Annotated in this window: 17 protein-coding genes and 1 pseudogene; 1 reads left to right on the top strand and 17 read right to left on the bottom strand. The window is 37.4% G+C overall.

Translation table 11 applies throughout. From position 1 onward, the window contains the following. Positions 1 to 201: 201 nt before the first annotated feature. Positions 202 to 1473 (bottom strand): serine hydroxymethyltransferase, encoded by a 1272-nt coding sequence (glyA, locus tag AC0IWE_RS23090; protein WP_471794976.1) that lies wholly within the window; start codon positions 1471 to 1473, stop codon positions 202 to 204. A gap of 62 nt (positions 1474 to 1535) precedes the next feature. Continuing rightward, positions 1536 to 2279: a segregation and condensation protein A gene (locus tag AC0IWE_RS23085; protein ID WP_471794916.1), complete on the bottom strand. Its 744-nt coding sequence runs from the start codon at positions 2277 to 2279 to the stop codon at positions 1536 to 1538. Positions 2280 to 2490: 211 nt separating this feature from the next. Here AC0IWE_RS23085 and dxs point away from each other — a divergent pair, with 211 nt between their 5' ends. Then, a complete protein-coding gene (gene dxs / locus AC0IWE_RS23080; protein ID WP_471794915.1) occupies positions 2491 to 4419 on the top strand; it encodes a 1-deoxy-D-xylulose-5-phosphate synthase in 1929 nt (642 codons plus the stop codon). Positions 4420 to 4474: 55 nt separating this feature from the next. Here dxs and AC0IWE_RS23075 read toward each other — a convergent pair whose 3' ends face one another. The 15 genes and pseudogenes from AC0IWE_RS23075 to AC0IWE_RS23005 all read right to left on the bottom strand — a co-directional run. After that, positions 4475 to 5158: a hypothetical protein gene (locus tag AC0IWE_RS23075; protein ID WP_471794914.1), complete on the bottom strand. Its 684-nt coding sequence runs from the start codon at positions 5156 to 5158 to the stop codon at positions 4475 to 4477. Continuing rightward, positions 5155 to 7518, bottom strand: a complete 2364-nt coding sequence (locus tag AC0IWE_RS23070; RefSeq protein WP_471794975.1) for a T9SS type A sorting domain-containing protein — start codon at positions 7516 to 7518, stop codon at positions 5155 to 5157. Before AC0IWE_RS23070 ends, AC0IWE_RS23075 begins: the two co-directional genes overlap by 4 nt. A gap of 79 nt (positions 7519 to 7597) precedes the next feature. Next, positions 7598 to 8734 carry a hypothetical protein gene (locus tag AC0IWE_RS23065; protein WP_471794913.1) on the bottom strand — a complete coding sequence of 379 codons (1137 nt, stop codon included), beginning with the start codon at positions 8732 to 8734 and terminating at the stop codon, positions 7598 to 7600. A gap of 235 nt (positions 8735 to 8969) precedes the next feature. Then, a complete protein-coding gene (locus tag AC0IWE_RS23060; protein WP_471794912.1) occupies positions 8970 to 9854 on the bottom strand; it encodes a hypothetical protein in 885 nt (294 codons plus the stop codon). Continuing rightward, positions 9758 to 10564, bottom strand: coding sequence for a hypothetical protein (locus tag AC0IWE_RS23055; protein WP_471794911.1), 807 nt, complete (start codon positions 10562 to 10564; stop codon positions 9758 to 9760). Before AC0IWE_RS23055 ends, AC0IWE_RS23060 begins: the two co-directional genes overlap by 97 nt. Before the next feature lie 107 nt (positions 10565 to 10671). Continuing rightward, a complete protein-coding gene (locus AC0IWE_RS23050; protein ID WP_471794910.1) occupies positions 10672 to 12006 on the bottom strand; it encodes an undecaprenyl-phosphate glucose phosphotransferase in 1335 nt (444 codons plus the stop codon). A gap of 316 nt (positions 12007 to 12322) precedes the next feature. Next, a complete protein-coding gene (locus AC0IWE_RS23045) occupies positions 12323 to 13399 on the bottom strand; it encodes a mannose-1-phosphate guanylyltransferase (protein ID WP_471794909.1) in 1077 nt (358 codons plus the stop codon). Next, the gene (locus AC0IWE_RS23040; protein WP_471794908.1) at positions 13386 to 14501 is read right to left on the bottom strand and encodes a glycosyltransferase; all 1116 of its coding nucleotides are present in this window, start codon (positions 14499 to 14501) and stop codon (positions 13386 to 13388) included. Before AC0IWE_RS23040 ends, AC0IWE_RS23045 begins: the two co-directional genes overlap by 14 nt. Positions 14502 to 14630: 129 nt before the next feature. Then, the gene (locus tag AC0IWE_RS23035; RefSeq protein ID WP_471794907.1) at positions 14631 to 15467 is read right to left on the bottom strand and encodes a GDP-mannose 4,6-dehydratase; all 837 of its coding nucleotides are present in this window, start codon (positions 15465 to 15467) and stop codon (positions 14631 to 14633) included. Positions 15468 to 15476: 9 nt separating this feature from the next. Continuing rightward, positions 15477 to 16605: pseudogene (gmd, locus tag AC0IWE_RS23030) on the bottom strand (GDP-mannose 4,6-dehydratase). 63 nt (positions 16606 to 16668) lie between these two features. Next, complete coding sequence (locus AC0IWE_RS23025) at positions 16669 to 17139, bottom strand: hypothetical protein (RefSeq protein ID WP_471794906.1); 471 nt, start codon at positions 17137 to 17139, stop codon at positions 16669 to 16671. A 987-nt stretch (positions 17140 to 18126) separates the two neighbouring features. Then, positions 18127 to 18768: a glycosyltransferase family 2 protein gene (locus AC0IWE_RS23020; RefSeq protein ID WP_471794905.1), complete on the bottom strand. Its 642-nt coding sequence runs from the start codon at positions 18766 to 18768 to the stop codon at positions 18127 to 18129. 124 nt (positions 18769 to 18892) lie between these two features. Further along, complete coding sequence (locus AC0IWE_RS23015) at positions 18893 to 19528, bottom strand: DapH/DapD/GlmU-related protein (protein ID WP_471794904.1); 636 nt, start codon at positions 19526 to 19528, stop codon at positions 18893 to 18895. 299 nt (positions 19529 to 19827) lie between these two features. After that, the gene (locus tag AC0IWE_RS23010) at positions 19828 to 20727 is read right to left on the bottom strand and encodes an alpha-1,2-fucosyltransferase (protein WP_471794903.1); all 900 of its coding nucleotides are present in this window, start codon (positions 20725 to 20727) and stop codon (positions 19828 to 19830) included. 2 nt (positions 20728 to 20729) lie between these two features. After that, positions 20730 to 21937: hypothetical protein (locus AC0IWE_RS23005; protein WP_471794902.1), on the bottom strand; the 1208-nt coding region annotated here is incomplete at its 5' end.

The following is a 21937-nucleotide window of genomic DNA, read 5'->3' as shown; positions in this document are numbered from 1 at the left end:
CGTTTATATATTTGAGAGCGTTAATTTAGATGGTAAGGGTCGATATTTCTAAAGAATATCGGCCCTTTACTTTTGCCGGCATTTTTGAACTTAGGTTAAAGATGCTTTTAAAGCTTATCAAAAAAGCATAAAACAAAAAAGCAGCTACAAACTAATGCAACTGCTTTTTGGCTTATCCTAAGCTTGCTTAGAAATTAAATCTTATTTATAAAGCGGGAATGCGCTTACAAGTTTTATTACTTCAGCTTTCACTGTGCTCAGGTTAGCTTCATCTTCAGGATTGGTCAAAACCCTGTCAATCAGCTCTACAATCTGCTCCATTTCGGTTTCTTTTAAACCACGGGTGGTAATTGCTGCAGTACCTACACGGATACCAGAGGTTACAAACGGCGATTTATCATCAAACGGAACCATATTCTTATTTACAGTAATCTCTGCTTTTTCCAAAGCATTTTCAGCCACTTTACCTGTGATGTTTTTATTACGGAGATCAATCAGCATCAAGTGGTTATCAGTACCACCAGAAATAATGCCGTAACCTTTAGCTACAAATGCTTTAGCCATGGCCTGTGCATTGGCTGCAACCTGCTTAATGTAGGTGCCATACTCTTCACTTAAAGCTTCGCCAAAAGCAATTGCCTTAGCAGCAATAATATGCTCTAACGGGCCGCCTTGTGTACCAGGGAAAACCGCCATATCGAGCAAATTACTCATTAAACGGATTTCACCTTTAGGTGTTTTTAATCCCCATGGGTTTTCAAAATCCTGTCCCATCATAATCATACCGCCACGTGGGCCACGTAAAGTTTTGTGGGTTGTAGTGGTTACAATGTGACAGTGTGGAAGTGGGTTGGCCAACAGTCCTTTCGCAATTAATCCTGCCGGGTGAGAAATATCAGCTAAAACCAAAGCACCTATTTTATCGGCAACCGAACGGATAAAAGCGTAATCCCACTCACGTGAATATGCAGAAGCGCCACAAATAATTAATTTAGGTTTTTCTGCTAAAGCTACTTCTTCCAGTTTTTTATAATCGATTAGTCCGGTTTCCTTTTCAACACCATAAAATAATGGCTGGTACAATTTACCCGAAAAGTTAACTGGCGAACCATGTGTTAAGTGACCACCATGTGAAAGATCGAAACCTAATATTTTATCGCCAGGCTGTAAAACAGCAAGCATTACAGCTGCATTGGCCTGTGCGCCAGAGTGAGGCTGAACATTTACCCACGCTGCACCGAACAATTGTTTTGCCCTATCGATAGCAATTTGCTCTACAACATCCACTACCTGGCAACCGCCATAGTAACGTTTTCCTGGTAAGCCTTCAGCATATTTGTTGGTCAATACCGATCCGGCAGCTTCCATTACCTGCTTGCTTACAAAGTTTTCTGATGCAATAAGCTCTAAACCATGCTCTTGGCGGTTTAACTCCTTATCAATAAGTTCAAAAATTTGGTTGTCGCGTGTCATCATTATATTAGGTTTGTATTTTTTTGGCAAAAGTAAGAAATTCAAATCTAATTTTGGCCGTATTACCTTAATGCTTTCACATTAAAGTTGTTAAAGCCGCTCCCAATGGTTATCTCTACGATTTGTTGCTGCAACATTTCTAAAATAGCCAGGAAATTGTATACGAAATGAACCTTATTTTCAGAATTCTTAAGCACCAGGGCAAAATCAATCTGTTTATTAATATCGAGCAGATTGGAAATAAAGTGCTTTTGTTGTTCAATGGTATAAGGATATTGCACAACCGTATGCTTCACCTCCTCGCTCCGCAATTCATATTTTTGCATCGTACGGTGATAAACGGTAAGCAGTTTATACAGATCGAGTGATAAAAGTTCATCCTGATGTGTAGACGAAGCCGCAGCCAAGGTAAGGTCGTAGGCAATATTTCCCCTATGATCCTGCTTTAAACGTTCTTGCTCCAAAACCTTCATCTCCTCAGCAGCAGATTTAAATTGTTTATAAGCAATCAATCTCGCAATCAGGTCTTGTTCCGAATTGACTTCATTCCCCTCCTCATCAAGCGAGATTCTGGGCAACAACATTTTAGATTTAATCCGCATCAGGGTGGCAGCAACCAGGATAAATTCACTCGCTACCTCCACATTTAAAGCCAGGAGCTGATGGATATATGCTAAAAAATCGTTGGTTATTTTTGCAATCTCCACATCCTGGATATTGAGTTCATCCCGCTCAATAAAGAACAACAACAAATCGAAGGGACCTTCGAATACCGGAAGTTTTATTTCAAAATTCTCTGCCTGCATCTGGAGAAACAAACATAACGAAAATTTTCAGGTCCTAACAACCCAAACACAATTAGAAGGCCTTGTTTAAACAGCACCTGCAACTTTAAAAACCTGGCGCTAAGCCCTCACCGCCAACCGCTTAACGCTCAAGAATAAACCGCTATTTTTCGTTTCGATATTAAAACAAATTTACCTTACTTTGTATCTTGTTTTTTACCACAAATTTCGAATGCAAGTAAAAGCTGGCCCCCTATTATCTAAAATCAACTATCCCGCTGATTTAAAGCAATATAGTGAATCTGACTTAGAACAAATAAGCCAGGAATTACGACAGTATATTATTGACGTTGTAAGTGTTAATGGCGGGCATTTTGCATCCAGCTTAGGCGTTGTAGAATTAACCGTAGCCTTACATTATGCACTCAACACCCCCTACGATAAATTGGTTTGGGATGTGGGTCACCAGGCATACGGACATAAAATCTTAACCGGCCGCAGAGATTTATTTCATACAAACCGCGTATACAAAGGCATTAGTGGTTTCCCTAAAATTACCGAAAGTGAGTACGATACCTTTGGTGTTGGCCACTCCTCAACCTCAATTTCAGCAGCTTTGGGCATGGCGGTAGCTTCGCAGTTAAAAGGCGAAAGCGACAGGCAACATGTGGCCATTATTGGTGATGGTGCAATGACGGCTGGTTTGGCTTTCGAAGGGTTAAACCATGCAGGTATAGAAAACAGCAACGTGCTGGTGATCCTGAATGACAATTGCATGTCTATCGATCCGAATGTGGGTGCACTTAAAGAATATTTAACCAGCATTACCATTTCCAAATCGTACAACCGTTTCCGCGATGATATTTCCCATGTATTGGCCGGCCTTTCTAAACTCGGACCAAATGCCCATAAATACGTTAAAAAAATAGAGAAAAGCATTAAAGGCACCTTGCTGAAACAGAGCAATTTATTCGAAGCCCTAAACTTTAGGTATTTTGGCCCTGTTGATGGGCACGATGTAAAACGTTTGGCGCAAACCATAAAAGATTTATCTGCTATACCCGGCCCAAAACTTTTACATTGTATTACCGTAAAAGGAAAAGGTTTTGCGCTGGCAGAAAAAGATCAAACCGTTTGGCATTCACCAGGGCTCTTTGATAAGATCACCGGCGAAATTAAAAAAAGTATTCCCGATAAACCGCAACCACCAAAATACCAGGATGTTTTTGGGCATACCATGGTAGAGTTGGCAGAAGCAAATGCTAAAATTGTAGGAATTACACCAGCAATGCCATCAGGATCGTCATTAAACATCATGATGAAAGCAATGCCAAAACGTGCATTTGATGTCGGCATTGCAGAACAGCACGCAGTAACCTTTTCTGCTGGTTTGGCTACTCAGGGTTTAGTACCTTTCTGTAACATCTATTCTAGTTTTATGCAAAGGGCCTACGATCAGGTGATCCACGATGTGGCCATTCAAAGACTAAATGTAGTATTTTGTTTGGATAGGGCAGGGTTGGCTGGTGCCGATGGAGCAACCCACCATGGCGCCTATGATATTGCCTACATGCGTTGTATCCCGAACCTGGTAATCTCTTCTCCAATGAACGAGGAAGAATTGCGTAACCTGATGTTTACCGCTCAGCAAGAAAACATTGGGCCTTTTGTTATCCGTTACCCGCGTGGTAATGGAGTAATGCCCGATTGGAAAAGACCTTTCAAAGCGTTGGAAATTGGCAAAGGCCGTAAAATATGTGATGGCGAAGATGTAGCATTGCTAACCATCGGTCATGTTGGTAATTTTGCGGTTGAAGCACGTGCAGAATTAAATAGCGAAGGCTTTCATCCGGCACATTACGATCTGCGTTTTGTAAAACCTTTAGATGAAGCTTTATTGCACGAAGTGTTTGCAAAATACAAAAATGTAATCACCGTAGAAGATGGTTCATTACCAGGCGGAGTAGGTTCAGCAGTACTCGAGTTTATGGCCGATTATGGTTACAACGCCAACGTTATCCGTTTGGGTATTCCCGATCAATTTATAGAGCATGGCGAACAGGCCGAACTTTGGGCAGAATGTGGTTACGATAAAAATGCAATTGTAGAAGCAGTAAGAAAAGTGGCTGTTAAAAGAACAACCGATAGTATGGCGGGGTAAAAGGTATGATCAATCTTCTTTAGCGGCGTTAAACACTAATGTAAAATTAACTAAATCAATCCGTTTTAAAACGATAAATACCTGAATCAGAAGTATTACCTTTACGATCCCTGGTTATTATTTTCCAGTAATATTGGGTTTTGGCAAGAATACTGATATCTGCAAGAAAACTATCCTCAACATCCTGCTTAATTAACACAGGTGCCGACGTACCAAAATAAACATCATAACTCTTAATATCCTTATCAACATCACTTCCTTTCCATTCCAATTTTACTTTCGCACTTAAAGAGTTTACGTTTTGGCCCATAATTGGAGACACTATCTCTGCAGGAAAAGGTGCATAAGATACCTCGCCAGGACCCGAATTATAAAATTTCCAACTCTCGCTTTGTTCAACAACTTGCGATGTGTTTGACATGGATTTTACTGACCATGAATAAGGTGTATTCCGATCAAGTTCAATAGCGATCGAGATATTTGCGGTACTTTGAGTGATGATTTCATCTGTTAACAAGTTTTTGATACTGATCTGGTATGAATCGGTATTCTGTGCGGCATTCCAATTAAAATTAACAGAACTTTTTGCTACCGAAATCACTACTCCTGTAGTACACAACTCACCCATCACAGGCAAAACAAGTGTTGTTTTTGTAGGGTTAAGTACTGGATCTGGTTTTTTCTTACATCCAATAAGAATAAGAGCCATGAAAATGATTACAAGAAATTCTTTTATCATCTTTTAATTACTTTATGAAACGATTCTGAATCTTCAGATTTGATTTTTACAATATATAATCCACTTGCAACATGCCCCAGATCTATATTTAAATTTTGATTTTGCAAACCAACAGTCTGGGTGTAAATCAATTTTCCATTTAAATTGCGAATTTCAACTACTCCGCTTTTCCCAGGCACAAAAACATTTAATGTTTGCACAAACGGATTAGGATAAACCGATGGACCTGTCAGGTTAAAAGCCTTATTATAGACACCTTGACAAACCTTATCAGTGCTCACCTTTATCTCATTACTCCCATACTTTAAAGGTAAGCTAATGAAACCCTGCGAAGTTTTATAAACAGTGCCGTTTAAATTGATCGAATATACATCTCCTCCAGACATTTGAAGGCCTATAGTTTTATTATCCTCATTTATAACAGAATAAACTGAAAGATCCTTAGGTGCTGTAATTACCACATCAAAACATTGTTTGTACTCCAATTCTCCATCCACGGTAATGCAAACAGAATATATACCTTCTGATAGGTTTTTAATATTAAGCGAATTGGTTAAATTGAATACAAGGTTGTTTATTCCATTGCCGTTAATGGTAGCCTTATAATTCTGATCCTGAACTGCTGAAATATTGATACTCCCATTCCCGCTGTGCTTACAGCTCTCTCCAACAGCCTGCACATTAAAGTTATTAGCAGGCAACACAAAAACAGCCGTTACGGAAATTGGATTAGAATTTGTCCGAACACCATTTGTGACAATTGAAACCGTATAAGAACCAGTCTCTTTTGCTGTATAAACCTCATTATGTTCACCAATAATTTCCGTTCCATTCCTATACCAAACATAATAAAACCCTTTACCTGTACTTGAAGTTAAATTAACATTCCCGCCTTTGGCAAAGGTTGTTTGTCCTCCTGCAGAAATAACAGGTACCGGAACAAATGAAAATCCATCTAGCGCAGCGGTTCCTACTGGCGTGGTTATGGATACGCGTCCCGATTTTGCTTCAGATAACACAACCCTTATGGTAGTGGCATTAACAATAGTAAAATTTGATTGCTCCTTATCCCCAAAGCTAATGGGGCCGGCATCGGCTAAACCACTTCCTGTTATCGTGATCATTGTTCCAGCAGCAGCGGTTGTTGGAATAAATGAGGAAATGATTGGTGGTGGAACATTCACATGGATTAACCCAAGAGTATAGGTAACCGAAGGACTTGCATCCCCGTATCGGTTGTGCACACGGATATAATAAGTATTGCCTACAACCAACTTGGTTAATGAGGCGGTTTTAATCTGCTCATAACCCGCAATGCCCGAACAATAGATGGAAGTTAAGCTACCTGGGCTACCGCTGTAAACCTGGAACATCAGCTCATCAAAACTTACCGGGGTTAAAGAGAAGTTATGGCTGGTGCTGGTTGCCACGAACTTATACCAAACATCTTTAGCATCATACCCTGTTGCATAACATGCTGGAAAAGACTGTGTAGCATAAGCCAATGTACTGCTCATAGTCGAATTAACAGTCAAAGAAATTGCCCCTGCAGGTTCATCGTTGGCCGGTAGTGCCGGTGCAGTTATATAAGTGTTAAAGTTGGTGCTTGAATTGCTTCCATTCTTTAAATAAAGTCGGTAATAATAAGTACTGCCAGGAGAAAGGTTAACCAGCTCGGTAGTACCGTTTAGCGCATCACGGCAGAGAAAAGAGGTTAGGTTACCACAGCTCCCTGTAAAAAACTCCGCAACAAACGGTTCGCTGTTAATGGCCCTTGAAATTACCTGGTGCCTGGTTGCGGTAGCTGTAAACTTAAACCAGATGTCTTTCACTGCGGTACCCGAACAGGGTGCCATAGATAAGGTGGCCCCAATATTTGAATATAAATCCATATAATTGCTTGTTCCCAGAGCAATATTTATCGCCCCAGCACAGTCATCGTTTGGTAATGGATTATTTGCATCTACCCTCAAACTATAAGTAACCGAGGGGCTTGCATCCCCGTAGCGGTTGTGCACACGGATATAATAAGTATTGCCTACAACCAACTTGGTTAATGAGGCGGTTTTAATCTGCTCATAACCCGCAATGCCTGAGCAATAGATGGATGATAAACTACCTGGGCTACCGCTGTAAACCTGGAACATCAGCTCATCAAAACTTACCGGGGTTAAAGAGAAGTTATGGCTGGTGCTGGTTGCCACAAACTTATACCAAACATCTTTAGCATCATACCCTGTTGCATAACATGCTGGAAAAGACTGTGTGGCATAAGCCAGTGTACTGCTCATTGCCGAATTAACTGTCAAAGAAATTGCCCCTGCAGGTTCATCGTTGGCCGGTAGTGCCGGTGTAGTTATATAAGTGTTAAAGTTGGTGCTTGAACTGCTTCCGTTCTTTAAATAAAGCCGGTAATAATAAGTACTGCCGGGAGTAAGGTTAACCAGCTCGGTTGTACCGTTTGGCGTATCGCGGCAGAGAAAAAGAGGTTAGGTTACCACAGCTCCCTGTAAAAAACTCCGCAACAAACGGTTCGCTGTTGATGGCCCTCGAAATTACCTGGTGCCTGGTTGCAGTAGCTGTAAACTTAAACCAGATATCTTTCACTGCGGTACCCGAACAGGGTGCCATAGATAAGGTGGCCCCAATATTGGAATATAAATCCATATAATTGCTCGTTCCCGGAGCAATATTTATCGCCCCCGCACAGTCATCGTTTGATAATGGATTATTTGCATCTATCCTCAAATTATAGGTAACAGAGGGGCTTGCATCCCCGTAGCGGTTGTGCACACGGATATAATAAGTATTGCCTACTATAAGGTTGGTTAACGCGGCTGTTTTAATCTGCTGATAACCCGAAATCCCTGAACAATAGATGGAAGTTAAGCTACCTGGGCTACCGCTGTAAACCTGGAACATCAGCTCATCAAAACTTACCGGGGTTAAAGATAAATTATGGTTGGTGCTGGTTGCCACAAACTTATACCAAACATCTTTGGCATCATATCCTGTTGCATAACACGCTGGAAAAGACTGTGTGGCATAAGCCAATGTACTGCTCATTGCCGAATTAACTGTCAATGAAATTGCCCCTGCAGGTTCATCGTTGGCCGGTAGTGCTGGGGTAGTTACATAAGTGTTAAAGTTGGTGCTGGAACCGCTACCGTTCTTTAAATAAAGTCGGTAATAATAAGTGCTGCCGGGAGTAAGGTTAACCAGTTCAGTTGTTCCGTTCGGCGCATCACGGCAGAGAAAAGAGGTTAGGTTACCGCAGTTTCCTGTAAAAAACTCCGCAACAAACGGTTCGCTGTTGATGGACCTTGAAATCACCTGGTGCCTGATTGCAGTTGCTGTAAACTTAAACCAGATGTCTTTCACTGCGGTACCCGAACAGGGTGCCATGGATAAGGTGGCCCCAATATTGGAATATAAATCCATATAGTTGCTCGTTCCCGGAGCAATATTTATTGCCCCCGCACATTCATCGTTAGTAATCGATTGGCCGTATAGCGGAACTAAATGGCAGGTAAAAAGAAAGCAAAAAGAGAAAAAATAGAGTATAGATTTTTTCATCAAGAGCGCGTTAATTAAATTAAATCATAAAACTAATGATATTTAAGCATCTTTTTATAAAAACCACATAGATATTTGTTTTTGATTCAGTTGCTAAATAATAAATTTGAGCATATTCCTTATGGTGCTTTACTTACTATCTTGCTTTTACAGCGGTGAAAAATTAAATTCATCTGATATAAAAAGAGCCTCAGCTGACAAATAACAGAGGCTCTTTTGATATAATAAGAGCTTCCTAAAAATCAGAGTATAAATTCCTAAACGAACTGCGTAAACCGAAAGTAATCAAACCCGTATTATTTTTTCCAAGGCTGCTACTTTCACGCCTTAATATACCGCCAACTTCTAAACGCAGATTATACTTCGGATTAACCACATAAGCAACCTTACCTTCAGCATAAAAAAGATCGGTACGAATACCTTGTGTTGTATAATTTCCGGTCGGTTTAACGGCATCAGTATAGGGCTCAAAAATATTCTTGCCATAGTTCTGCCCGGCGATATCCAACCCGTACTTGGCATACATCAATTCACCACTAAAATCAAAACGTTTATAAGAATAGTTTAACAAGCCAATAACTTCTCTAAAGTTAGCCCCTAGCGGATGCGCTAAAGGTTCATTATAATTAGCATAATTCCCAATACGGGTTCTTGATGAAAAAGTGTACGGTTTTGCCGTGTTATATTCCAATAAATAGTTTAAGCCTTCAATCTTAAAAACGTCTGCACCCCTAACACCCAATTGCCAGCCGTATTTATTTCTTGAGCTGCCCGAGCTAGAGAAAAAATTCTTGGCTTCAAACTCATCCAATGAAAATTGACCGTAAGCAACCAATTCCTTTGCAAACTTATATTTACCAGTAAATCCCAATAAGGCATTATCAGGAGAACCACTCGAAGCCTCTACAGGCCTTAAAAAAATAATAGGATTTGCATATCCCCAATCGAAACCTCTTCTATTTCCAGCTTCATCTGTTTGCGCCCATACAATCGAATCAAAAAATCCTATAGATAAACGGTTATTTACATTCCAGTCCAGGTAATGAAATACACCACCCTTTTTACGGTTTCCCGCATCGTAAGATATTTTAGTTGCCCAGGGTCTTGCATCGATGTCCACATAGCCATATATTGCACATTACCTAAAGTTCCAGTCAATTTTAAAAAGGGAGTTGGAGAGGAGAAGTCAGATAACAATAACGACCGGTAACCGTCACCAATAAAGGTTTTATCATAACCTGCTGTAATATTCAAATATTTAATGGGCGTGTAAGATACGGTTGCTGTCACGTAAGACCAGTCCTTAGTTAGCTTTCCAAAACTCCTATCATAAGATTGGCCAGGAACAACTTGATTCTGATTAACATATTGGTCATAATATGCAGCAAAACGACCCTGATTCTCAAATCCACTGGTATAGAAAGAAAACTTCTTACCAATAGTACCACCAACCTGATAGCCACGCGTATTTAAATATGTCGTTTTCTTTCCTGAAGCGTCCCTTCCAATCTGAAAATCAGGCAGAAAGTCAGCATAAATTGTATAGTCCTCTTTTTGGATATCCAATAAATGCTCCTGAAACAATTTTCTTGATACCCAAGATTTTCTCATTGAATCTATCCCAATACTTAATAACGTCGAACTTTTATCGCGAAGCAAGCTATCATCAATAAAAAATGGTTTTAATGAGCTATGAATTCTGGTATTCGGATTATATACTTCACCACTTAATTTCTGGTAGAACTGATAAGAATACGGTTGATAAACAGCTTGAGCTTTCAGCTCATGAATAGAAAAAACTAAAAATAGTAGGAATAAGATTTTCTTCATGTGGGAAATTTTAATTCGAAGGGCAAAGAACGCAAATTATTATGAATTTAACGGCCTTGCTAAATTTCGAAAAAACAAAAAGCCCTTTCAGGCTTGTGAATATCTAATTAAAAAGCATTTTCTTCACCTTTAACCATATTAATTACCGTCATAAAGATGATTTTTACATCCAGCATTGCACTCCAGTTTTCCAGGTACCAGATATCATGTTCCACACGCTTAACCATTTTATAATCTTCTTTAGTCTCACCACGATAGCCATTTACCTGTGCCCATCCGGTAATACCAGGCTTTAAAAAGTGGCGCACCATAAACTGATCTACAATCCCTTTATATTGCTCGGTGTGGCTTAACATATGTGGGCGCGGTCCAACCACACTCATATGCCCCATAAATACATTAAAAAACTGAGGCAACTCATCCAGGCTCGATTTTCTAAGGAACTTACCAATTGGGGTAATCCGGTCATCGTTTTTACTCGCTTGTCTTTTATCACTATCCGAATTCATGCGCATGCTTCTGAATTTAAAACACCAGAAAGGCTCATCATCACGGCCGCTTCTTAACTGTTTAAACAAAACAGGTCCTTTGCTTTGCATTTTAATGAGCAAGGCGATAATAGGATACAACCAACTTAGCACAAATAGAATCACCAAACCACTAAAAATTACATCAATTGCGCGCTTTTTAAAACGGTTATGTATTTTTTCCAAAGGTTCAGAACGTAATGAAATTACTGGGAACTCGTTCCCCAAATAACTTACGGTGTAGGGTGATAACAATGCACCACTGATATCGGGGATAAACTTCAAACGCACACATTGGCGCTCAGCCTCTTCGGTTAATAAAGTCATATCTGCCATTCGATCTGGAGCAATGGTCACATAAATATCTTTAATGCCTTTATCAACAGCCATTTTAAACTGGCGGCCTACTATATCAGAAATCTGTCCATCACGATTGAGGTAATCTTCGGGTACATCATTAATAAAACCATGAAATTCAATATAGCGTTGCTTCTCAAAATAACTTGCCAATTGTAAACCGGTAGCATTATTTCCCATAATCGCAACTGATTTCACACCACGTAAATGGTTAAACAACAAAAATTGAAAAGATGTACCAATAAACCTGTTCACCAAAAATAAAATGCCTAGCATCCCATAAAAAAAGACTAGGAATGATCTAGAAAATTCGTTTTGTTTGGAAAAAAATAAATAGATGGAAAAAAGTACGCCATGTAATACAACACTTTTCCAGGTTCCCCTGTAAATTCTTTCTATTCTTCTTGATCCATATTCGCTATATAAGCCAAAACTGGTGGTACTCACAATCCAGATCAGGTTACAAACCACAATATAATGCCACTGCAATTCCGAGCTTACTGCCTTACCCATGTAAGCGGTAAATTCGTAGGCAAAAAAGTACACAATATTGACCATGAGTAGGTCAGTGATTGGTAAAATGTATTTCAGAATAAATAAGTAACGTGTTTGCATAGGCTTAATGGGAAAACATAAACATTTTTCTGTGCTTTTTGTTTTAAGTGAATTACAATGAACAAAATTTATGCCCAAATTCTGATTTCAGTGTTAAATAATCATTAGCAAATCAAAAGATGCTAATAATAATCCAATATAAGGCAAAAAAAGCCAGCTCAAAAAAGGAGTATCTTGGTATCAGTAAATAGTAGACTAATCACATAATTTAGTAGACACAAAAAAAGTTTACCATCCAGGTAAACTTATTAATATTTTGCTAGGCATATTTTATTCCATGCTCACTGACCATATCTTGAGCCACCTGTTTAATTTCCTGCTCATCAGATTTTGGATAAATTAACAATACCTCACCATCATCAACAACAATAAAGTTATCCAATCCTTTTATAACTGCGGCTCTATCACTGGGCAAATGTATAATACAATTACTGGTGTCTTTTAAGTGAACTTTAGCTAGGTTAACCATATTATTATCAACATCCTTTTCCCCAACTGCATGTAAAGATGCCCACGTGCCTAAATCCGACCAGCCTATATCAGCACGGATTGTATACACATTATCAGCTTTTTCTAAAATGGCATAATCAATTGATATATTCGGACTGGTTGGATATTTAGTATTGATAAATTCGCTTTCCCGATCCGTATTATAACACGACAAACCACTTTCAAACAAAGCCGCAATTTCTGGTGCATATTTTTTAAAAGCATTTTTAAGCGACGCTGCTGACCAGATAAAGATTCCAGCATTCCACACGTAGTCGCCACTCGCCAGATACTCTTCAGCCTTCGCTAAAACAGGCTTCTCCATAAAAGCATCAACCTTTTTCACTTCTTCAAAACCATCTTGATACTTAATATAACCATAACCGGTATCCGGTCTGGTCGGACTAATCCCTAAAGTTAATAAAGCATCATTTTCTGTACTAAAATCTAAAGCAATCTGAATTTTATCAAGGAAAACTTCTTCTTTCAAAATTAAATGATCGGAAGGAGCAACTACGATATTGGCATCGGGATTGGTTTTTCCAATTTTGTAAGCCGCATAAGCTATACATGGTGCAGTATTATTCCGGCTGGGTTCTAGTAGAATATTTTCTGTCAATACATCTGGCAATTGTTGAGCAACAAGTCCTGCATATTCCTTGTTGGTTAATATGCAAATATGGCTATTTGGACAAATTTTCAGAAAACGTTCATACGTTAACTGAAGTAGGGACTTGCCTATTCCTAAAATATCAATAAACTGCTTCGGGAAGTGATTTCTACTTTTTGGCCAAAAACGGGAACCTACCCCGCCTGCCATAATTAATACGTAATTATTTTTGCTCATTATATTTTTCTAATACGAATTTTTTAAGCTCTTCCTTGAAGACGTTTTCATCAAATCTCTCTGCATTTGACCTGATGAAATTTGTATCAAAATGTAGTGTTTCGGATAGCTGAACTGCTTCAATAAGGCTTTCAACGGTTTGTTCTTTGAAAAAAATTGCAGTGGCTTTAACTGCATTGTCTGTGTATGGAATCATGGTTTCTAAAACGCCGCCAACGCCATAGGCAATAACCGGCCGCCCAGAAGCATTGGCTTCCAGCGGTGTAATTCCATAATCCTCATGTTGAGGAAAAATAAGTGCTTTGCAGTTCGCATATAATTCAGCTAATTCATCACTAGACAGCCCCTTCCTAAATTCAATATTACTTTCAGCAAGCTGCTTTAGTTCTTCAGCTTTAGTACCATTACCAACAACAATCAATTTCAGGCCAAGTTTATTGAAAGCCTCGATTGCTAAATCAGCCTTCTTATAATATTCGAGTCGAGAAACTAAAAGATAATAATCTTTTGCCTTGTCGGAAACATGAAAGTTTCTTGTCTTTACATCTGGAGGTATGAGTTTAATATCTTTCACACCATAAGCATCCCGAATACGCTGCGCAGTTTCTTCTGTCATACCGAGAAAATAATCACCTCTCTGAGCAGCTTTTTTGTCAATCTTTCGCAGTATATTCACAACCTGATCGAACACCCACCGAGACAATCCTTTAGAGCTATTATATTGGCTGTATGAGGTTGGATTCCATGCGAGTCTGAAAGGGGTATAAGTGTAAATGAAAACTAATGCTTTAGAGTCTATATTTACATACTTTGCGCTATGGGTATTAGAAATAAGCACCACGTCGTACCCATGCACATCTAATGCCTTCATAGCCATTACTCCGAATGGAAAGTACAACCTCTGCATCCACTTTACACTTTTAGAAAGAAATTGTAATTTAGAAGTGGTAATCTTATAGTCCCGATATTCCGGGTAAGTCCCATCAGGGTTATAAGCAAGCGTAAATACGTCTGCTTCTGGAAATGCCTGAAGCATGGTCATCACCACTTGCTCTGCACCTCCCCTACGCATTAACTCATCATGTACAATTGCTACTTTCATTTTATAAAATTCTTATCTTCTTCGTTAATTAAAATTTCGAGAACGTCGAAAAATGATTTATCGTATTCCCAGCCTAGGACTGTTTTTGCCTTTTTGTTATCTCCATACATATCTTGCATATCAGTTGGCCTAAACAAAAGCAGGATCTTCTACCAATTTATCTTTTGCAATACCTAAGTACTCCATTGTATAAGTGATAATATCCCGTAAATAAATTGATGTACCGGAACATATTACATAATCATCAGCTTTTTCCTGTTGTAATGAAAGCCACATCGCCCTCACATAATCCGGAGCAAAGCCAAAATCGCGTTTCACATCAATATTCCCGACACGAAGTTCATTCTTTAAACCCTTTTTTATTTCTAATGATGTCCTGATCACCTTTTTTACAAAAAAATTAGGGCTTCGTAGGTATGACTCATGATTAAATAATATGCCGTTCACACAGAACACCTTATAAGATTCCCTATAATTAACACCAATCCAAAAGCCGGAAGCTTTTGATATCGCATAAGGACTTAATGGATGCATCGGCGTAGTTTCTATTACGGGCAATGATTTTACCTGCCCAAACATCTCACTGCTACTGGCCTGATAAATTTTTGTATCCAATTGTAATAACCTTACACTTTCTAAAATGTTAAGAACAGATTGGGTATTATAATTTAATGTGCCGATAGGTTGTTCGAAAGAAATCCCTACAGAACTTTGAGCAGCTAAATTGTAGAATTCGTCGGGATTGTACTTCAAAAGAATTTTGATTATGCTCGAAAAATCCAGCAAGTCGCATTCTTCAATAGTTATTTCAGCCTTAATATTAAGATAGGAAAAGTTATTTTTACTAAAATTATGGCTACTCCTTGTTAACCCCACTATTGAATAATTTTTTTCAGCGAGTAGCTGAGCAAGATATGCACCATCCTGCCCTGTAATTCCTGAAATTATAGCTACTTTCTTTTTCATTATATAATATTATTCAAACTGACTTTTAATATAATAACCATTATCCTTTAATAATTTTTCTCTTTTGAAATGATTAACATCAGCTGCAACCATTTCCTTAACTAGACCTGCTAAATCATACTTCGGGACCCAGCCCAATTGTGTTTTAGATTTGGTTGGATCACCAATCAATAAGTCGACTTCTGTTGGTCTAAAGTATGTTGCATCGACAGAAACGACAGTTGTGCCAACCCCAACCTTGAATTCAGGATTTGAACAAGAAATTACTTTACCGATCTCAGCAATGCCCTCTCCTTCGAATCCAATAACAATGCCAACCTCTTCAAATGCCAATCTGACAAACTCTCTAACTGTAGTAGTTACCCCTGTAGCAATTACATAGTCCTCGGCAACATCCTGCTGCAAAATTCGCCACATTGCTTCAACATAATCTTTTGCATGGCCCCAATCTCTTTTAGCGTCAAGATTCCCCAAGTAAAGTTGCGATTGAAGCCCCTGAGCAATCTTAGCAACTGCCTCTGGTGATTTTACGAGTTACAAAAGTTTCTCCCCTTAACGGGCTTTCGTGATTAAATAAAATGCCATTGCAGGCAAACATATTGTAAGCTTCACGATAGTTCTTTGTTATCCAAAAACCATAAATCTTGGCTACACCATATGGCGAACGTGGATAAAATGGTGAATTTTCATCATAAAAACCTTCTGCATTTTTATTCTCTGGCATCCCACCATATAATTCAGAAGTTGAGGCTTGATAAATCCTGGATTTTTTTTCTAGCCCTAGAATTCTGACAGCTTCTAGTATTCTCAAAGTTCCTATACCATCGACATTCGCAACATATTCAGGAGAGTCGAAGGATACTTTAACATGACTCATTGCACCCAGATTGTAAATCTCATCAGGTTGAACTTCCTGGATAATTCTAATCAAGTTAGTTGAGTCAGACAGATCCCCATAATGAAGTTTGAAACGCACATTATCGGAATGTGGATCTTGATACAAATGATCTATTCTGTCTGTATTAATTAACGAACTACGCCTTTTAATGCCGTGGACTTCGTAACCTTTGTCTAATAATAATTCCAGCAGATATGCACCATCCTGTCCTGTTATCCCTGTTATTAAAGCTTTCTTCATGATGAGATTATTTTTTACTTTATTTTTTTTTTCATGTATATACTATCCTCTGCGTATAATGTATTAATTTATGGCAAGGTCATTTTCCGTTTTTCTAAAGGTGTATGAAGCTAAAAACCAAAAAAATGCCATTGTAGGAATAAATAACATAGCCCCATCAGATAAACAAATCACTGGATATAAAATTAAGCCCCAATGGTATGTATCGTACTTTTTCCGCCCTTTTACGTACAATACGATTAGTGGCGAAAAGATGTAGACCAAAAATAATATTAGGCCAATAGCACCAAAATGCTGGAGTATAGAAGTATATACTATTTCTGCAATCCCGTCGTAATGACCATCACCAAATAAAGATATATCTGAAAAAACATTCAATTGATTAGCTCTCCCTCCTAGGTTCTTATCAAATAGAAAGCCTACTTCAACTCCAATCAAAGATAGAAGCATTGGTAAGAAAACTACAATTGATATTACCGAAACGGTAAGAATTATAACACCTTTAGTATTCTTTATATTTTTGATTATGAACATTATACCTAAGAAAACCATACCAAACCAAACCGTACGCGAAAGAGTAAGGGCTAAGGAAATGATGAAAATAATTTTGAACAGGACATTTTTTTCGTTACTAAAGTATATCGGAGCTGAAATTAGGCATGCAAACTCCAAAAATATTTCCGTTCTCGTAGAGCTGAAGTATACTGCGTGATATCCCCACGCATATTATATTTTTCATCTAGCATCCCAAGTCATCAATATTAACAGTCAAATAAGGAATTTCTAAACTTGACCCCAAAAATAACTTTTGTAAAAACAGTATTAGTCCAAAAATGGTTACGAACCTAAGTGAAAAGATAAAGTATTTGGTAAATAATTTATTGAAATTTGGCATATCTATATATCCACCAAAAAAAAACATAAAAAGAAACGGCATTAAAAGAAGACTCAATATATAAGAAAAAAGAAATCCTAGATTTGTAAAGGTTCCAAATGCCAAAATTATAGATGAATAAATCACAAACGGCAAGCATAATAGCAGGATATTTCTCCTTGGCCTGGGAAAGTGAACGTATTTGTGCTGATTTAATAAGTTAATGAAACCAAAGGGTACGCTAATATAAGCATGTAGCCCCAAGTTAATGGAATATTAGAAATCTTAAAGCCTCCTTTAGGGAAGGCTACTAAAAAAATTATTACTAGATAAGTATAAATCTTTGTATTCTTTTTTTGAACATTATGTTAATCTTTATAACGAATCCTACTGCATAACTTTTCTAAGAGCCGTATAAAATAACTTCGAATATTTCCCAAATGTGATATTTATTGTATATAATGTCTTTGGAAACCAATGGTTGTATAAATTTAATTTAATCAACTCATTTTTCAAATCCATAAGCTCAACCTTCGAGGCTTTGGAATTCATTTCAAAAACGTGAAATGCTTGTCTTACCATCAATTCCCTAGATAATCCCTCCTTAAGATCAATCCCATAATCTTTACCAACTTCATCCGCTATATTCAACACCCCTTTCCACATCCTCGCTCGGCCTTTAGCTGAATATGAACCAGGGATATGATCTTCCGCACCTGCGTTGCCAAATAAAGGAGGATTGTCTGTTCTCGCTCCAACTGAAGGGCTTGCAAGATAGCCAATACCATTAGTGCAATAGGCGCATGAGCACCCAGAAAAATTTGATAAAACAATGAGCCATCAAACTTTGATGTATGATATTGAGACGCCCAAATTTTATTTATAACCAAACCACCAACAAAGCCGCACGTTCTAAAAATAAATCCTGACGGGAATTTCCCCCCATATTGGACAATAGTTTCATGATCAATAACTTTACTAACACCTAAGGGGTGATTAATACTATCTACGAATCTCAAAAATGGCCTAGATATCATAGAAACGTTAGGGTTTTTGAAGCAAAATTCTTTTATTATGCTAAGTCCATCCTTTAAGATGACATCATCATCCCCCATTAGTATTACCCACTTATATGCCGCACTTTCAATCAATTTACGGACATTCCCGTCATATCCAAGATTCCTATCATTTTCAATGTATGAAAATTTAATCCCCTTACTTTCTAACGATGGTGTCCATCGTAAAGCAACTTTGGTAATATCACTTTCGCTCAGGTGAAAAATCTTCACGCACTGATAACTTCATCGGGAAAAATATTGGAATCTAAAATTGACGTTAGTAATTCCTCGAATTCTCTCGGCCTACCATAAGCAGGTATTGCGATACTATATCCTTCTAAAGTGTTCATATAATTTAAATTGTTCTTATTAATTTAGCAGGAACACCACCAATAACGGAATTCGCCGGAAAACTCTTAGTAACTACTGAATTTGAGCCAATGATAGAGTTTTCTCCTATCGTAATATTTGGCATTATGCATACTCCCTCACCTATCCATACGTTATCTTCAATGATAACTGGCCCTGGAGACTCCACTTTTCTTTTGGAAGGCGGAATTTGTATTGACTCAGCTGTTGCACTCCCATGGTAGTGGTCTGTAATAAACACCCTACTGGCAATTAAAACATTATTACCTATTACAATTTTGTTAACACAGCCGATATGACAATCAAAATTTAACGACACGTTATTACCAATGATAATATTTGGACTGTAAGTATTTCCTAAATGACGTGCGAATGCTTCAATTCTCAATCTACCAAAAGAATTGAAATTGCTTCCAATCTCAATATAATTACCACCAACTACCCGTATTGGATATTCAATTAAAAAATTTTTACCGGTTTTTTTAAAGCCTAGTTTTAGAAACATTGAAAATAAATGATTCTGAAGTAGCCTTATAATATTTAATAATTTGAAAAACATTTCTTTTGGTAATTGACAATATTTATCACTAATAGGACAAATATTGATAAATTTAAATAACATTCTCTATTTTCTTATTTGTTCAATAACTGTATTTTAAAGATAAAAAGTACAATAAAACATAGTTAAAGAATATACAATTGAACAAATAATGAAACATTAACACTATAACTATTATAAATTATTGCAACTATATATCCTGATAAAAAATACGTAGCTGTAATAAAACAAGCAATTTGTGAGAATGAATTTATAAAATCATAAATTTTTTAAATTGGAATTTTTACAAAAACACTCACAGGTATTAAATAAATGATCTTAGCTAAGATTTAGATAAAATCATCTTCTTTTATTGTTTAAAATCATTTATTTGTAACACTATCAATCTTAACCCATAGGTCTGAAGCTACTTTGTTATGCTTGTAAAATTTCACCTCAGGATTAAACCAAGGCTCTGGAGCAATTACAATCTTGTCAGGATTTCTATTAAGCCATGCACCCCACCAACTATAAGTACTATTCGCAATAATATTATGCTTAGCACACGACATCAACTGCATATCTCGGAAATTTCTCTTATTACTCGTCGGATTCCAATCCACTAAAGTATATTCTATATCTTTGATATTTTCCTTCACCCAATCCTGGTTATCTGTGAATACGTAGAATACTGGATCAACCACGGATTCCTTCATATAGGCAATTGATCGATCATAATACTCCTTTGAACAAATACCCTGATATAAATTAAATTTCTGATAATCTGCACCCTTGCGAACGTGAATTGCAATTGAATTCTCACTATTCATTTTCTTGTAAACCTCAATATTTTTAGGTTCATCAAATGGTAGAAAAGTAAAATTCTTTCTTACATCTTCTTTGCAATCTTCAAAGTATTTCTCTGTCTGCCATAAGCCAATAAAATTACAATCTTTAGTAGCCATTTTTTCCATGCCCGGCACATAACCAAAAACCGGCTCCTTTATGTACTTTTCTTTACCAAAAATATTTGCTAATTTCCGCAAAAGAAATCCTTTTACACCAGGAATGCAACTATACTTAAATTTATCTTCATTAGTCGGCTTTATATCAATATCTGGAAACGCATCTTGCAATCTCACAAATTCAAAAGCCCATTCCTTTCTTGGTTTAAAATTACTTTGGTCTATATAGACATCCAACCCTTTAGCTTTTAAGCCTCTTGCAAAAGCATAACAAAACATTTGATTTGCCAATCCTGCTTGTAAACATACTGATATCATAATTATTTTAATTTATTGTTATACAAATCTAATGCAGCTCCCATGGCGGCATCCATATTATAATACTCCCATTCAGCTGCACGACCGCACAAATAAATATTATTTTTCTCCAAATCAAATTTTAGATCTTCAATCATTTTTCGAGTATCTGTACTCTGAATAGGATATGAATATTTTTCATAATGATGAGAAATATACTTTGGTGAAAGAGGTATTCTTTGTAAATTATCAACAATATCATCTTTTGATATATAATCTGTAAACTCTATGGTCCCTGTCATCTTACCCAGGAGCATTATTGTTAATTGAGAAATTACCTGTACAAATGATTCGGTGAGACTCATGCTCACGACTTGGCATATATATCCAACTATAGGGATTTTCTTTCTTATTTCACAGAAGACAGATGTTGTTCCATGAAATTCTAACTCCTCAATTTTCTTATCATAACCGGATAAATTAAAATGTTCATCGAACAGCGCAGGAATTTGTTTTAGATTCCCACAAAAGACAATTCTATCGCATTCAATATTATTTACAATCCATTTAGCCCCATTGCGCTTTACACTATCTACCTTAGAGTTACAAATAACATTAAGACCTTTTGCCATCGAATCCACAATAAATTGAGAACCGCCTTTTTGGGGATAATAAAATGAGCTATGTACAAAAGATCTTTCATCAACATTAAATAAATTATTGAAAATGATTTCTTCAACTGTAGGCATTGGTAATTTCCCAGCAAGCCAAAACAAAGGCACATTAGTTAGATCTCTGCGCCAAACTTTATAATTATAGGGCTGAAAATATAATTCATATAGTGTTTTTCCAAATCTACCTTTCAGGAATTCATCAAAATTATTAGGCTCATTATCAGAATCTTTTGCCATCTGTACCAAGTCCTTTACAATTTTCTCACCATTAACTTTATCAAGCATATGAATATGATTTTCAATAGGATATGGAATGACATTACCATCTGGCATAAAAACAGTTGAGTTCCTTAACGCTTTTGTAAAATCTTCATCTTTCGAAAAAAAAGACCAAAACCAATCCATAACGTCTTTACGTTTACTATTGAATACATGACCCCCTGTATGAAGCGGCGCACGAAAAACGCGAAAGCGTTTCACGATAAATGCGAAAACCAGTGGTGTTAGCGAGGTAGACCTGGTTAAATACCGGTTTTTGATAACCAAACGTATATAAC

The sequence above is a fragment of the Pedobacter sp. AC402 genome (assembly GCF_979252805.1).
This window is presented reverse-complemented; position numbering and strand designations above follow the sequence as displayed.

Excerpts from the sequence above, each read along its gene's own strand:
- glyA (WP_471794976.1), bottom strand. The coding sequence starts at position 1,473 with ATGACACGCGACAACCAAATTTTTGAACTTATTGATAAGGAGTTAAAC.
- AC0IWE_RS23085 (WP_471794916.1), bottom strand. The coding sequence starts at position 2,279 with ATGCAGGCAGAGAATTTTGAAATAAAACTTCCGGTATTCGAAGGTCCC.
- dxs (WP_471794915.1), top strand. The coding sequence starts at position 2,491 with ATGCAAGTAAAAGCTGGCCCCCTATTATCTAAAATCAACTATCCCGCT.
- AC0IWE_RS23075 (WP_471794914.1), bottom strand. The coding sequence starts at position 5,158 with ATGATAAAAGAATTTCTTGTAATCATTTTCATGGCTCTTATTCTTATT.
- AC0IWE_RS23065 (WP_471794913.1), bottom strand. The coding sequence starts at position 8,734 with ATGAAAAAATCTATACTCTATTTTTTCTCTTTTTGCTTTCTTTTTACC.
- AC0IWE_RS23055 (WP_471794911.1), bottom strand. The coding sequence starts at position 10,564 with ATGAAGAAAATCTTATTCCTACTATTTTTAGTTTTTTCTATTCATGAG.
- AC0IWE_RS23050 (WP_471794910.1), bottom strand. The coding sequence starts at position 12,006 with ATGGTCAATATTGTGTACTTTTTTGCCTACGAATTTACCGCTTACATG.
- AC0IWE_RS23045 (WP_471794909.1), bottom strand. The coding sequence starts at position 13,399 with ATGAGCAAAAATAATTACGTATTAATTATGGCAGGCGGGGTAGGTTCC.
- AC0IWE_RS23040 (WP_471794908.1), bottom strand. The coding sequence starts at position 14,501 with ATGAAAGTAGCAATTGTACATGATGAGTTAATGCGTAGGGGAGGTGCA.
- AC0IWE_RS23035 (WP_471794907.1), bottom strand. The coding sequence starts at position 15,467 with ATGAAAAAGAAAGTAGCTATAATTTCAGGAATTACAGGGCAGGATGGT.
- AC0IWE_RS23025 (WP_471794906.1), bottom strand. The coding sequence starts at position 17,139 with ATGTTCATAATCAAAAATATAAAGAATACTAAAGGTGTTATAATTCTT.
- AC0IWE_RS23015 (WP_471794904.1), bottom strand. The coding sequence starts at position 19,528 with ATGTTATTTAAATTTATCAATATTTGTCCTATTAGTGATAAATATTGT.
- AC0IWE_RS23010 (WP_471794903.1), bottom strand. The coding sequence starts at position 20,727 with ATGATATCAGTATGTTTACAAGCAGGATTGGCAAATCAAATGTTTTGT.